Annotated in this window: 12 protein-coding genes; 4 read left to right on the top strand and 8 right to left on the bottom strand. The window is 62.9% G+C overall.

Annotation, left to right across the window (positions count from 1 at the left end):
• The first annotated feature begins 73 nt into the window (after positions 1 to 73).
• Entirely contained in the window at positions 74 to 379 is a 306-nt protein-coding gene (locus HMP06_RS08030) for a hypothetical protein (protein ID WP_232089918.1), read from the top strand.
• Between the two features lie 139 nt (positions 380 to 518).
• Here the strand turns inward: HMP06_RS08030 and HMP06_RS08025 are convergent, their stop codons facing one another.
• The 3 genes from HMP06_RS08025 to HMP06_RS08015 form a co-directional block, all read right to left on the bottom strand.
• Positions 519 to 800 carry a CsbD family protein gene (locus HMP06_RS08025; RefSeq protein ID WP_176498426.1) on the bottom strand — a complete coding sequence of 94 codons (282 nt, stop codon included), beginning with the start codon at positions 798 to 800 and terminating at the stop codon, positions 519 to 521.
• 324 nt (positions 801 to 1,124) lie between these two features.
• Positions 1,125 to 2,303: an acetyl-CoA C-acyltransferase gene (locus HMP06_RS08020; RefSeq protein WP_176496622.1), complete on the bottom strand. Its 1,179-nt coding sequence runs from the start codon at positions 2,301 to 2,303 to the stop codon at positions 1,125 to 1,127.
• 179 nt (positions 2,304 to 2,482) lie between these two features.
• Positions 2,483 to 2,917: a MaoC family dehydratase gene (locus HMP06_RS08015; protein ID WP_269473427.1), complete on the bottom strand. Its 435-nt coding sequence runs from the start codon at positions 2,915 to 2,917 to the stop codon at positions 2,483 to 2,485.
• Positions 2,918 to 3,040: 123 nt separating this feature from the next.
• Here HMP06_RS08015 and putA point away from each other — a divergent pair, with 123 nt between their 5' ends.
• Together putA and HMP06_RS08005 are read left to right on the top strand one after the other, a co-directional pair.
• Entirely contained in the window at positions 3,041 to 6,049 is a 3,009-nt protein-coding gene (gene putA, locus HMP06_RS08010; protein ID WP_176496620.1) for a bifunctional proline dehydrogenase/L-glutamate gamma-semialdehyde dehydrogenase PutA, read from the top strand.
• 38 nt (positions 6,050 to 6,087) lie between these two features.
• Positions 6,088 to 6,738, top strand: coding sequence for a hypothetical protein (locus HMP06_RS08005; protein WP_176496619.1), 651 nt, complete (start codon positions 6,088 to 6,090; stop codon positions 6,736 to 6,738).
• 61 nt (positions 6,739 to 6,799) lie between these two features.
• Here HMP06_RS08005 and HMP06_RS08000 read toward each other — a convergent pair whose 3' ends face one another.
• The gene (locus HMP06_RS08000; RefSeq protein WP_176496618.1) at positions 6,800 to 8,044 is read right to left on the bottom strand and encodes a mechanosensitive ion channel family protein; all 1,245 of its coding nucleotides are present in this window, start codon (positions 8,042 to 8,044) and stop codon (positions 6,800 to 6,802) included.
• Between the two features lie 10 nt (positions 8,045 to 8,054).
• Positions 8,055 to 9,059, bottom strand: coding sequence for a DNA topoisomerase IB (locus HMP06_RS07995; RefSeq protein ID WP_232089917.1), 1,005 nt, complete (start codon positions 9,057 to 9,059; stop codon positions 8,055 to 8,057).
• Between the two features lie 108 nt (positions 9,060 to 9,167).
• Here HMP06_RS07995 and HMP06_RS07990 point away from each other — a divergent pair, with 108 nt between their 5' ends.
• Positions 9,168 to 9,719 carry a type 1 glutamine amidotransferase domain-containing protein gene (locus tag HMP06_RS07990; protein ID WP_176496617.1) on the top strand — a complete coding sequence of 184 codons (552 nt, stop codon included), beginning with the start codon at positions 9,168 to 9,170 and terminating at the stop codon, positions 9,717 to 9,719.
• Here HMP06_RS07990 and HMP06_RS07985 read toward each other — a convergent pair.
• From HMP06_RS07985 to HMP06_RS07975, 3 genes are read right to left on the bottom strand one after another with little or no spacing between them, the layout of a single operon-like run.
• The gene (locus HMP06_RS07985; protein WP_232089916.1) at positions 9,695 to 10,792 is read right to left on the bottom strand and encodes an acyltransferase family protein; all 1,098 of its coding nucleotides are present in this window, start codon (positions 10,790 to 10,792) and stop codon (positions 9,695 to 9,697) included. The two genes, HMP06_RS07990 and HMP06_RS07985, sit on opposite strands and share 25 nt — an antisense overlap.
• The gene (locus HMP06_RS07980) at positions 10,789 to 12,156 is read right to left on the bottom strand and encodes a putative O-glycosylation ligase, exosortase A system-associated (protein WP_176496616.1); all 1,368 of its coding nucleotides are present in this window, start codon (positions 12,154 to 12,156) and stop codon (positions 10,789 to 10,791) included. The genes HMP06_RS07985 and HMP06_RS07980 overlap by 4 nt, the downstream gene beginning before the upstream one ends.
• On the bottom strand, positions 12,149 to 12,292 hold the full coding sequence (locus HMP06_RS07975) for a hypothetical protein (RefSeq protein ID WP_176496615.1): 144 nt from the start codon (positions 12,290 to 12,292) through the stop codon (positions 12,149 to 12,151). The genes HMP06_RS07980 and HMP06_RS07975 overlap by 8 nt, the downstream gene beginning before the upstream one ends.
• Between the last annotated feature and the right edge of the window lie 5 nt (positions 12,293 to 12,297).

Below are 12,297 nucleotides of genomic sequence, written 5' to 3'. Positions count from 1 at the left end.
TCGGGGCTACCTCGTCAAAGTTGCGAACCAAGCCAACGGCGCCTATTCACAGGGGTGGTACGATGCTTGCGCAGTGATGCTGCGGCGATTGCTGGAGACGTTGATTATCGAAGCCTTTGAAAAGCACGGCATTGCGGAAAAAATTCAGAATTCGAGTGGAGATTTTCTTTTCCTCCGCGACCTGATCGACCGGGCGGTATCTGAGACAAGCTGGAATTTGAGCCGCAATGCCAAAGCAGCTATGCCTAGGTTGAAAGATGTGGGCGATAAATCGGCGCACAGCAGGCGGTTTAATGCAGTTCGTCCAGACATTGATAAAAATGGCGCTGATTTTCGCGTTGTCGTTGAAGAGCTCTTGATTATCGCAGGTATGCGCTGATCCTTTATATTCGAGATAATCACTTCACGCGTTAATCGAGATCGCGCCGCCGCTGCCGATCAGCACTTCGTTCAGAATGCCACGCCTTCCACAACCAGCCCGCCCGGTTCCGGGGACGCACCGCGCCCCCGGAACCCCATCACTTGCCGCGTAGCGTGTTGAACACGGCCAGGGCGATCGTGCCGACCAAAGCCGCGGTTGCCCACGGGCGATCGCGCGCGAAGGTGCGGGCCTTGTCGATCAGCGGGCCGGGGTTGCCGATCGCGTCGGTCGCCGCGCCGAACACTTGCTTGGCATCGCCGACGAGCTGATCGCTCGCGCCGCGCGCTTTGATCGAATTGTCGCCGGTCGCGGTGCCGACGGCTTGCTTGACCGAGCCTGCGACCGACTGGGCCTGACCTTCGAGCGTGGTACCGTTCATCATCCTGTTCCCTTGATACGATCCGCCGGATGGCGATCGGACCACGTAACGAACGGAACGCGAATTGGGTGCGCGGGCGAGCCTTAGGCGCTTTCTTTGAAGCGTGATCACCTCAGTTTCCGTTCGGGCTGAGCCTGTCGAAGCCCTGCTCTCCGCTACACGCCGTGTGAAGGCTTCGAGGTGCCCTTCGACAAGCTCAGGGCGAACGGAGAAGGATTCAGCCTCGCCGAAGACGAGCCTAATCTCCGGGCAGCCTGTGCCGGACACGAAAAAAGGCGACGTCGATCCGACGCCGCCTTTTCTCAATTCCGCAAATTCAAGGCGTTAGAGGACCTCGAACAACCCCGCAGCACCCTGACCGCCGCCGATGCACATCGTGACGACGACGTACTTCGCACCACGGCGCTTGCCTTCGATCAGCGCGTGGCCGGTCGCGCGGGCGCCGGTCATGCCGTAGGGGTGGCCGATCGAGATCGCGCCGCCGCTGACGTTGAGCAGCTCGTTCGGAATGCCGAGCTTGTCGCGGCAATAGAGGACTTGCACGGCGAAGGCTTCGTTGAGCTCCCACAGGCCGATATCGTCCATCTTCAAATTGAAGCGTTCGAGCAGCTTGGGGATGGCGAAAACGGGACCGATGCCCATTTCGTCGGGCTCGGTGCCCGCGACGGCCATGCCGACATAGCGGCCGAGCGGCTGGAGCCCGCGTTGCTCGGCGAGCTTTTCCTCCATCAGCACGCTGGCCGAGGAGCCGTCCGAGAGCTGCGAGGCATTGCCTGCGGTCACGTTCATGCCGGGGCCCATGACGGGCTGGAGCGCTTGCAGGCCTTCGAGCGTCGTTTCGGGGCGGTTGCCCTCGTCCTTGGCGAGCGTCACGTCCTTATAGGTGACCTCCTTGGTCTCCTTGTTGGTGACGGCCATGCTTGCGCTGGTCGGGACGATCTCGGCATCGAAATAGCCGGCGGCTTGCGCAGCCGCAGTGCGGCGTTGCGATTCGAGCGCATATTCATCGCACGCTTCGCGGCTGATATTGTAGCGCTTGGCGACCGTCTCGGCGGTGACCAGCATCGACATATACACATCCTTGTGCATCGCGATCAGTTCGGGGTCGGCGGCGACGCGCATTTGCGGGGTCTGGACGAGGCTGATGCTCTCGACCCCGCCACCGATGGCGATCTGCATGTTGTCGGTGATGATCTGCTTGGCGGCGGTGGCGATCGCCATCAGGCCCGAGGCGCACTGACGATCGACCGACATGCCGGGGACGGTGACGGGCAGGCCGGCGCGGAGCAGCGCGGTGCGCGCAATGTTGCCGGCCTGATGGCCCTGTTGCAGCGCGCAGCCGAACACGACGTCATCGACCATGCCGCCTTCGATCCCGGCGCGCTCGACGGCGGCCCTGATCGAATGCGACGCGAGGGTCGGGGCGGGGGTGTTGTTGAAGGCACCGCGATAGGCGCGGCCGATCGGGGTGCGGGCGGTGGAGACGATGACGGCGGAACGCATGGGGGCTTTTCCTTTATTGCCCTCTCCCGCATTCGCGGGAGAGGCTACGGAGACTTGGGTCGCGTTCTTCACGCGGCCCTGGGCGAAGTCGGTGAGGGTCTTCTGTTTCTGACGTCGAAGAGAAGAAGGCCCTCACCCAACCCTCTCCCGCGAAGGCGGGAGAGGGCTTTAAGGGAGGTTCAAACGAAAATCTGCGACATCCATTCGGCGATCATCGCGGGCTTTTCCTCGCCTTCGATCTCTACGGTGAATTCGTTGGTCTGCTGCCACTGGCCGGGGCGCTTTTCATCGAAGCTGAGCAACTTGAAGCGGCCGCGGACGCGCTTGCCGGAACGCACCGGCTGGAGGAAGCGGACTTTGTTGCCGCCGTAATTGACGCCCATCTTGACGCCTTCGATCGTGACGCCGTCGATGATCTTCGACGACAGCAACGGCATCAGCGACAGCGTGAGGAAGCCGTGCGCGATCGTGCCGCCGAACGGCGTCATCGCCGCCATCGCCGGGTTGACGTGGATGAACTGGTGATCGCCGGTCGCGTCGGCGAACTTGTCGATCATTTCCTGGCTGACCTCGACCCAGTCGGACACCTGTTCGGTGCCGATGCGGCCGGCCATTTCCTGGACTGTGATGCTGGTCACGGCATTCCCCTCAAGGACAAATCGTCGCATAGGCGCGTGGCGCGGCAAATGGCACCGAGGCCCGCCGCGCGCAAGCCTCACCCGACCGGAAACCGGAACATGACCCCTGACGTAGCGTCCAATGCCCGCAAATCCATGCCATCGCTGCACCGCGCGAGCGAACCCGATGTTCTAAAGCCGCTGCTTGAGCGTGCCGCGCTCACCCCCGAGTCGCGCGAACGGACGCTGGGGCACGCCGCCGGGCTGCTTGCGGACTTGCGCGCGGCGCAAGGCAAGGGGTGGGTCAACCAGTTCCTGCAGGAATATCGGCTCAATTCGTCCGAGGGCGTTGCCTTGCTGTCGCTGGCCGAGGCGTTTCTGCGCGTACCCGATCCGGAGACGGCGGATTTGCTGATCGCCGACAAATTGGGGGATGCCGACTGGCGCGCGCACACGGGCAAATCGAACTCGACCCTGGTCAATTCCGCGACCTGGGGGCTGGTCGTCGGGCGTGCGCTGGTGGGCGAGGGGGAGAAGCCATCGTCGCTGCGTCGCCTGATCAGCCGCGCTGGCGAGCCGTTCGTGCGGCAGGCGGTTGGCGCCGCGATGCGGATGATGGGCGAAATCTTCGTGATGGGCCGCACGATCGACGAAGCGATGAAGCGGATGCGCAAGCCCGAGCATAAGGGCTTCACCGCTAGCTTCGACATGCTGGGCGAGGCGGCGCGGACTGAGGCCGATGCGGCCCGGTACTTCCGGGCGTACACCGATGCGGTGGCGGCGGTGGGGCGTGATGCGGCGGCGGGGCATTCGATTTCGGTCAAATTGTCGGCGCTGCACCCGCGCTATGAGGTGGCGCGGTGGGACGAATGCGTGCCTGCGCTGACCGAAATGCTTGAGGCGCTGGCGGTGCAGGCGGCTGGGCTGGGGATCGCGCTGACGGTCGACGCCGAGGAGAGCGAGCGGCTGGAGATGAGCCTCGACATCATCGGCACGGTGGCGGGCCTGCCCAGCCTGAAGGGCTGGGACGGTTTCGGCATGGCGGTGCAGGCGTATGGCAAGCGCGCGCGGCCAGTCGTCGCCTGGGCGGGCGAACTTGGCCGGACGATGAACGTGCGGTTGGTGAAGGGTGCCTATTGGGATAGCGAGATCAAGCGGACGCAAGTCGAGGGGCTGGCCGATTATCCGCTGTTCACGCGGAAAGCGGCGACCGATGTGTCGTATCTCGCGGTGGCGCGCGACATGCTCGATGCGCCTGCGATCCGGCCTGCGTTTGCCAGCCACAATGCGCTGACTGTGGCGACGATCATGGAATGGGCGGGTAATTCGCGCGACTTCGAGTTCCAGCGGCTGCACGGCATGGGCGACGGGCTGTACGAGCGGCTGGTGCGCGAGAATGGCTATCATTGCCGGGTCTATGCGCCGGTCGGCGGGCATCGCGATTTGCTGGCGTATCTGGTGCGGCGTTTGCTGGAGAATGGGGCGAATTCTTCCTTCGTGCATCAGCTTGCGGATGAGCGGCTGACCGAGGCGGAGATTCTGGCGGACCCGGTGGCGAAGATCGCTGCGGTGGGTGGCGCGCGGCATCCGAGCATTCCGTTGCCGGTGGATTTGTTTGGGGCGGAGCGGCGGAATTCGGCTGGGCTGGATTTGGCGGATCGGGCGGTGCTGGAGGCGACGGTAAAGTCCGTCTCGTTCTCCGGCGAAGGCCGGAGCCCAGGGCCTCAAGCGATGTCTCCTGCAACCCTGCTCCCCGGCCTTCGCCGGGGAGCAGAAGAGGCGATCGGTAGAGCAGCGCTAGCCTTCCCCGCCTGGTCCGCCACCCCGGTCGAACACCGCGCCGCGTGTCTTGATCGCCTCGCCGATCTGCTGGAGGCGCATCGCGACGAACTGATGGCGATCTGCGTGCAGGAAGCGTTCAAGACCATTCCCGATGCGCTCGGCGAAGTGCGCGAGGCGGTCGATTTTTGTCGGTATTACGCCCAGCAAGCGCGCGACGGGTTGCAGCCGGTCGAACTCCCCGGGCCCACCGGCGAGCGCAACGTGCTGCGCTTCGACGGGCGCGGGGTTTGGGCGACGATCGCGCCGTGGAACTTCCCGCTGGCGATCTTCCTCGGCCAGACCGTCGCGGCCCTCGTCGCGGGTAATGCGGTGCTTGCCAAGCCAGCGCCGCAGACGCCGATGATTGCGGCGCGCGCGGTTGAACTGGCGCACGAAGCGGGCGTGCCGCGCGATGCATTGGTTCTGCTTCCCGGCGGCCCGGAGGTTGGCGCGGCGCTGACCGCTGATCCGCGCATTGCGGGGGTCGCCTTTACCGGATCGACCGCCACCGCGCGGAAGATCGCGCGCTCGCTGCTGGAGGACGACAGCCGCCCGATCGTCCCGCTGATCGCCGAGACCGGCGGGATCAACGCGATGATCGTCGATTCGACCGCGCTGCCCGAGCAAGTCGTCGCCGACGTCATCACCTCGGCGTTCCGTTCGGCCGGGCAGCGCTGTTCGGCGTTGCGGTTGCTGCTGTTGCAGGAGGAGATCGCCGAGGCGACGATCGAGATGCTGAAGGGCGCGATGGATACGCTGCGGCTTGGCGATCCGGCTGATCCGGCGACCGATGTCGGGCCGGTGATCGATCAGGCGGCGTATGATCGGCTGATGGCGTACCGTGCGGGCGCAAAGATCGAAAAGACGCTCGATGCTCCGGCGGATGGCCTGTTCGTGCCGCCGACGCTGATCCGGATCGACCGGATCGATGCGCTTACGCAGGAATGGTTCGGGCCGATCCTCCACGTCGCGACCTGGCCTGCGGGCAAACTCGCCGACACGATCCGCGCGGTGAATGCCAAGGGCTACGGCCTGACGATGGGCCTGCACAGCCGCATCGCGCGCGCCGCCGAGGAGACCGAGGCGCTCGCTGCCGTCGGCAATCTCTACGTCAACCGGTCGATGATCGGCGCGGTGGTGGGGTCGCAGCCGTTCGGCGGCGAGGGGCTATCGGGCACCGGGCCGAAGGCGGGCGGACCGCATTATCTGCACCGCTTCGTGGTCGAGCGCGCGGTTTCTGTGGATACGACCAGTGCGGGCGGGAATGCGACGTTGTTGAGTTTGGACGAGGGATTGACAACAATATAGCATCGTGATTTACCCCTATAAAACGCAGGAGAACAACCATGTTTCGTTATGTGTTTTGTATTCTTTTGTCCCTTTTATTTGCGATATCCTCATCTTCTTCTCAAATTCCAGAAAAAGCGCATGGAAAGTTATACTATGTGACCCTTAATCTCTATGAAGGCGATCGGATAATCGGCAAGCCAAAATTTGTAATCGAAGATGGAAGTGCGGCAACGATTATGCGAGCGACTCAAGATGGGTACTCGTTAAAAACGCAAATAAGGATGGCCGGTACTGAACAGCGAAAGACTGTCACTCTATCTAACTTACTTTACCTAGCAAAATCTGATGCTTGGCTTAAGGCGGCGGAGCCAGTTTTAACTTTATCTCTGGAGAATATGGTATCCACGACCTTTCCTGGAATCGGCCGTGGTCAAATCCGAATTGAAGCGACCGTAAGTGATAACTTTACAGGTAAATTTGCATCAACTCAAAGTTTCGGTAAAAACAAATGCACAGCCAAAAAATTGGCGTCTTGGAGTCGCGCTACAACGATGCCGGTCAACGCTAGCATGATAAAAGTGCAAAGCGATACAACGGAAACTGGCGGTTGCTGCTCGCCCTGCTCCGGTATGACCTGCTGCTCAAGCGGTCCGATGTGCTGTTCAGATTCCCATGTTTGTCCTAGAGGCGGGAGCTGCTGCAATTAGTCGATATAGAAGCAAGGTAAAAAAGATACCGCGCAGCAACTAATCGTTACTCTACTTCCGTTCACCCCTCCGGCTCGCTCGCGCTGCCGAGCGTCGATTGGTCGGGCGTCAAGCGCGCCGTGTCGGACGACGACGTCACCGCCCGCACGGGCGCCTCGGGATAGGGCAGGATCAGCCCGCCATCGGGCGCAGCGGTGAAGGCGGTTTGCGTCGGATAGGCGAGGCTGATCTCCTCGATATTCATCCGCTCGATGATCGCGACGCCGACCGCGTGGCGGGCGTCGAAGAATTCCTTGAAACCGGAATGCTCGGAATCGAATTCGAGGTCGAAATCGTAGCTGCTGTCGCCGAATTTAATGAAGCCGGCGCGGACGAATTTCAGGTCGCAGCTCTCGACCACCTCCTTGAGCATCGCCGGAAAGCGCTTGATCGTTTCGATTGGCGTCCATTGCACCAGGCCGAGCGTGAACACGATGCGGCGGTAATCGCGCTGCGTGATGTTCTGGATCTCTTTCTCCAGCAATTGCTTGTTGGCGATGATCCGCTCTTCGCCGGTTGCCGCCCGGACGCGGGTCGATTTCAGGCCGATGCTTTCGACCGTCCCGGTGGTCGTGTCGTAGGAGATGGTATCGCCGCGCCGGAACGGGCGATCGAAGATGATCGCCAGCGCCGCGAACAGATCGGCGAAGATGCCTTGCGCCGCCAGACCGATCGCGATGCCGCCGACGCCGAGACCCGCCACCAGACCGGTGACGTTGACGCCGAGATTGTCGAGGATGACGATTCCGGCAATCGCGAACACCGCGAAGCCGACGAGCAGGCGGATGATGCCCATCGCGCTGCCGATCGCCTCCCCGGCATAATGTTCGCCAGCGGTGCGATGTTCGATCGTCCCGATGATGATTTCACGCGCCCAGACTGCCGCCTGATAGCCGGCGGCGAGAATCCACAGGAAATCGATCGTGCCGCGCACCTCGACCGGGGTGCCGGCGAAATTTGCGGCGGAGACGATCTTGGCCGCGGCGACGACCATGAAGACGTTGCCGGTCTGCACCACCGCACGTGCGGCCACCGACCCCCAGCGCACGCGACCGCCGGTCTGCCGTGCGCAATATCCCCGCGCAAAGCGACGGATCGCATGGAGCGCGATCACGATCACGCTCGCCACGCCGATCGCGATGAGGATTTGAAGCCAGTGCGTGCCGACCCATTGATAGGTCACGCCGACGAGGCCGCGCAATTGCTGATCGACATCCTGGACCTTGATCGGCGGCAGGATGGCAGTGCTGGTGTTACTGGTCGTCATGTCATAACTTTCAGGCGACGTGGCGTACCGCCGCTGGCGCGCCGGGTTCGAGGAACGCGATAAGCCCGCGTTCGGCGCGCGATAGATAGTGGGTGCTGCGCGGCAAGCGCAATTGGGCACGGAATTCCGCTTGGCCCGTCTTCACCAGCGCTAACAAGGCGGGGTGAACGTAGGATTTACGCGCGATGGCGGGCGTATTGCCGAGCGCCTCGGACACCGGCAGCAACAGGGTTTTCAGGCCGATATCGGCTTTCGCGCTCGCCAGCGTTTCGAACGCCATCACGCTTGCTGCCCAGGTGCGGAAATGTTTCGCGGTGAAATCGCCGCCGGTCGCCTCCCGGATATATTCGTTGACGTCGGAGGAGGACACCGGGTGCGGCTCGCCTTCGCTGTCGAGCCATTGGAAGAGGTGCTGGCCGGGCAGATCCTGACATTTCTTTACAAAGCGACTGAGCGTCTTGTCGGTGATCGTCATCACCCGCTCTTTGCCCGATTTTGCGCGGAATTTGAGTTTCAACGCATTGCCCGCGACCTTGACGTGGCGGTTGCGCAGCGTGGTGGCGCCGAAACTGTTGTTGGCCTTGGCATAGCCTTCGTTCCCGACGCGGATATGCCCGAGATCGAGCAAGCGAACGACCGCCGCGACCGCCTTCTCGCGGCTGACGCCGGGGAGCGCCATGTCGGCATCGATCCGCGCGCGCAATTTGGGCAGGCTTTGGCCGAAGCTCGCACAGCCCTCATATTTTGCGGCTTCCTGTGTTTCGCGAAAACCGGTGTGATAGCGATATTGCTTGCGGCCTTTCGCATCCCAGCCGACCGCCTGAATATGGCCATGCGGTTTGGGGCAGAACCATGCGTCACGATAGGCGGGGGGCAGGCCGATCGCGTTCAGCCGGTCGATCTCGTCACGGTCTGCGATACGCGCGCCGCTCGCATCGAAATAACCCCAGCCGTGGCGCATCTTCTTGCGCGTGATGCCGGGTGCGCTGTCATCGTGATACGTGATCTTGGCCATGGCCGATGAGAATGCACGGGCCGTCGCATCGTTCCGGAACGACCGGGGCGGCTCATCGGTTGAGCGGCGTGAACCCCAACCGCTTTACCCCAAGCCGGAGACCCCCCAATGGCCGATCTTTCCAATGCGCACGTCCTGATCCTCGCGACCGATGGTTTCGAGCAGGACGAACTGTTCAAGCCGCGTCAGGCGCTGCTCGATGCCGGTGTCAAGGTGACGCTCGCCTCGATCAAGACCGACCCGATCCAGGGGATGCAGCATGACGTGAAGGGCGACACGATCACGCCCGACATGGTGCTCGATGACGTCGACACCGAGGATTACACCGCGCTGCTGCTGCCGGGCGGCGTCGCCAATCCCGATACGCTGCGAATGGAAGACCGGGCGATCGAGATCATCGAGGAATTCGCCGATGACGAAAAGCTGATTGCCGCCATTTGCCATGCACCGTGGTTGTTGATCGAGGCCGATGTGGTGGACGGAAAGCGCATGACGAGTTGGCCGTCGCTGCGGACCGATCTCGCGAATGCCGGGGCAGATGTGGTGGACGAGGAAGTCGTGCGCGACGGCCAGTTCATCACCAGCCGCAAGCCGGACGACATTCCGGCATTCAACGCGGCGATCCTTGCAGCACTTCAGGAAGAGCTGGCGGACGCCTGAGCTTTCGGACCGGCTCTCCGCAATATTGCGGGGAGCCGGTTCATCCAATCCTGCGCTGGCCGCTCGACAAGGTGGTAGAGCGCGACCGAGCTGCCCAGCACGAGCGTGAGATACAGCGCGATCAGGATCGGTGGAATTGCGTGCGCGTCGTCGACGAAGGCGAGCTTGAACAGCACGAACAGCAGGAAATGGCCGAGATAGGTCGCGTAGCTGATCTCGCCGAGATAATGGATCGCCTGGAATTCGAGCGGGTTGCCGCGTCGTCCCGAGATGAGCGCCAGGATCAGCAGCAGCGCGGCGAAGGCGGCAGGGATGGTGAGTGTCTCGGGTGCCCCGGCGGTTCGCGCGGACAGCATTGACACTGCGACCGCCAACATCGCCAAGGAAGGTAGGGTGGGCGCGTCGCGCCACCGGAGCCACAGCGCGCAGAGCGCCGAGCCGACCGTGAATTCGATCAGGCAGCGGCGCAGTCCGAAGATTGCAATGTCGGTGCCGAGCGTTGGCGCGTCGGCCATCAGTGCGTGGAGCAGCACCAACGATGCAGCGATCGCGGCTATCACCGCCCAGCTCGGCACGCGCCGCCAATCCATGCCGAACGCCAGCAGCGGGAACAGCAGATACGCCGCCCATTCGGTGCTGATCGACCAGCTCGGATCGTTCCAGGCGAGGTGATCGGTAAAGCCCCAATTCTGCAGCAACAGAAGGTGCAGCGGCAGTTCGGCGAAGGGGTAGACCGCAGGATCGTGCCGCCCGACGCTTGCGAGCAACAGCGCGAGCGCGACGGCGCAGCCGAGCATGAACAAGTGGAGCGGCCAGATTCGCGCGATCCGGCGCCACAGGAACCCCGAGACGGCGGACAAACCCCCGCTCCGCAGTCGGTCACCCCAGCTCAGCCAGATGACGAAGCCCGAGAGCAAGAAGAAGAAATCGACCGCCAGATAGCCCTTGGCGAAGATGTCGAGCAGGAAGGGCGGCAGGCCGGCGATCGACAGGCGGATATGGTACAGCACAACGAACCACGCCGCGATCCCGCGCATGCCCGTCAGCGCGCGCAATTCGTGGCGCTGCATCACGCCGCTGCCTCGACCGGTAGCGCCGCGCGCGGCTTGCGCATAGGCCGCCACGCCGCCTGGCTCCGCTTGCGCGCGAGATAGGTGTCGAGGCCAATCTGCGCACCGATCAGCATGTAGACGAACGGCTGAAACGCGATCGCGATGAACGCCGCGCCGAGCAGATAGACGATGTGCGCGGATTGCAGCGCGCCGGCCAGCGGCGCGACCCACGCCTGATCGGGCGGGGCTTTGCGATAGCGTTGCCGCAGCACCTCCATCCGAACGATGCCGATCAGGTTGATCAACAACCATATGACGAGGCCGGGAAAGCCCTGTTCGCCGATCATTTCGAAATAGGCGCTGTGGAAGGCGCGCGCCTTGTCCACAGTCAGTTTCTTGTCGATCGTCGCATTCTGCGCGTTGCCCTCGACCTTTTCGGTGTCGTAGCGAATCTGATTCTGGCGGTACATTTCGAAGCCGCCGCCCATCGGGTTGTCCTTCGCGTACTGCCAAGTCCAGCCCCACACGGCGAGCCGGGTCGAGGCCGATTCGTCGGCCTTATAGGTCTTGATCGTGCTCATCCGGTCCGTGAACGAAGACGGCAGGAACGGCACCGCCATAAGCCCTGCGGCACCCAGCAGGCAAAGATACAGGACCTTGCGCTTGGTATCGCGCAGCATCAGCACCGCGACGAGGCCGATGCACAGCAGCCCGGTACGCGTCGAGGTGCCGACCGGGATCAGCAGGCAGGCGAAGACCAACGCGTAGCAAAACACCTTCACCTTCCAATCTGGCGGGAAGATCGTGCCGAATTTGGTGAACCACAGGATCAGCGGGATGATCGCGACCGCGACGGTCGAAATGGTCGACCCTTCGTATAGCCCCGAATTGTTCGACACCATCAGGTTGAGCGTGCCGTATCCACCGCCGCCGCTGGCGATCGTCTTGATCCCGCCGATGATGATGATCGACGCGGCGGACGCGATCATCACGAGCAGCAGCGCTTCGATCCGCAATTTCGTGCGCAGCGTCAGCGGCAGGAAGGCGGCGAAGGCCAGGCACTTCCACACCCAATCCCATTTGCCGAGCGCATCGATCGGGAAATCCGCAGTGCGCGTGGTGATGCCGCAATAAATAAGCAGCAGGACGATCAGCGCCTGACGCTGAGCGACGCGGGTGTCGGTCTTGTCGTCCGCCAGCATCCATCCGCCGACCGTCAGCGCCACGGCCATTAGCGAGATCGGGATTGCGTTGAGCAGAATGTAGGTCAGCCGCTGCGGGCTGACGATGTCGATATAGACGTACGCCAGCACAAAAATGAACGGCTTGCGAAAGCCGGCCGCGAAGAAGGCCCCAAGAAAGGCGACAAAGACGAGATCACGCACGCGGGCGGCCTTTCGGCTTGCGTTCGGTCTGCTCGGGCGGCGCATCCTCCCGGTCGAGATCGGGACGGCGCAGCAGCACCCACACCGTCAGCGCGATCAACCCGTGGCTGATCGCAAGTGCGAGATTGTCGATCATGGCTG

This window comes from Sphingomonas sp. HMP6 (assembly GCF_013374095.1).
Taxonomy (GTDB): Bacteria; Pseudomonadota; Alphaproteobacteria; order Sphingomonadales; family Sphingomonadaceae; genus Sphingomonas.
Note: the sequence above shows the minus strand (reverse complement) of the source record. Positions and strands in the feature narration are given on the sequence as shown.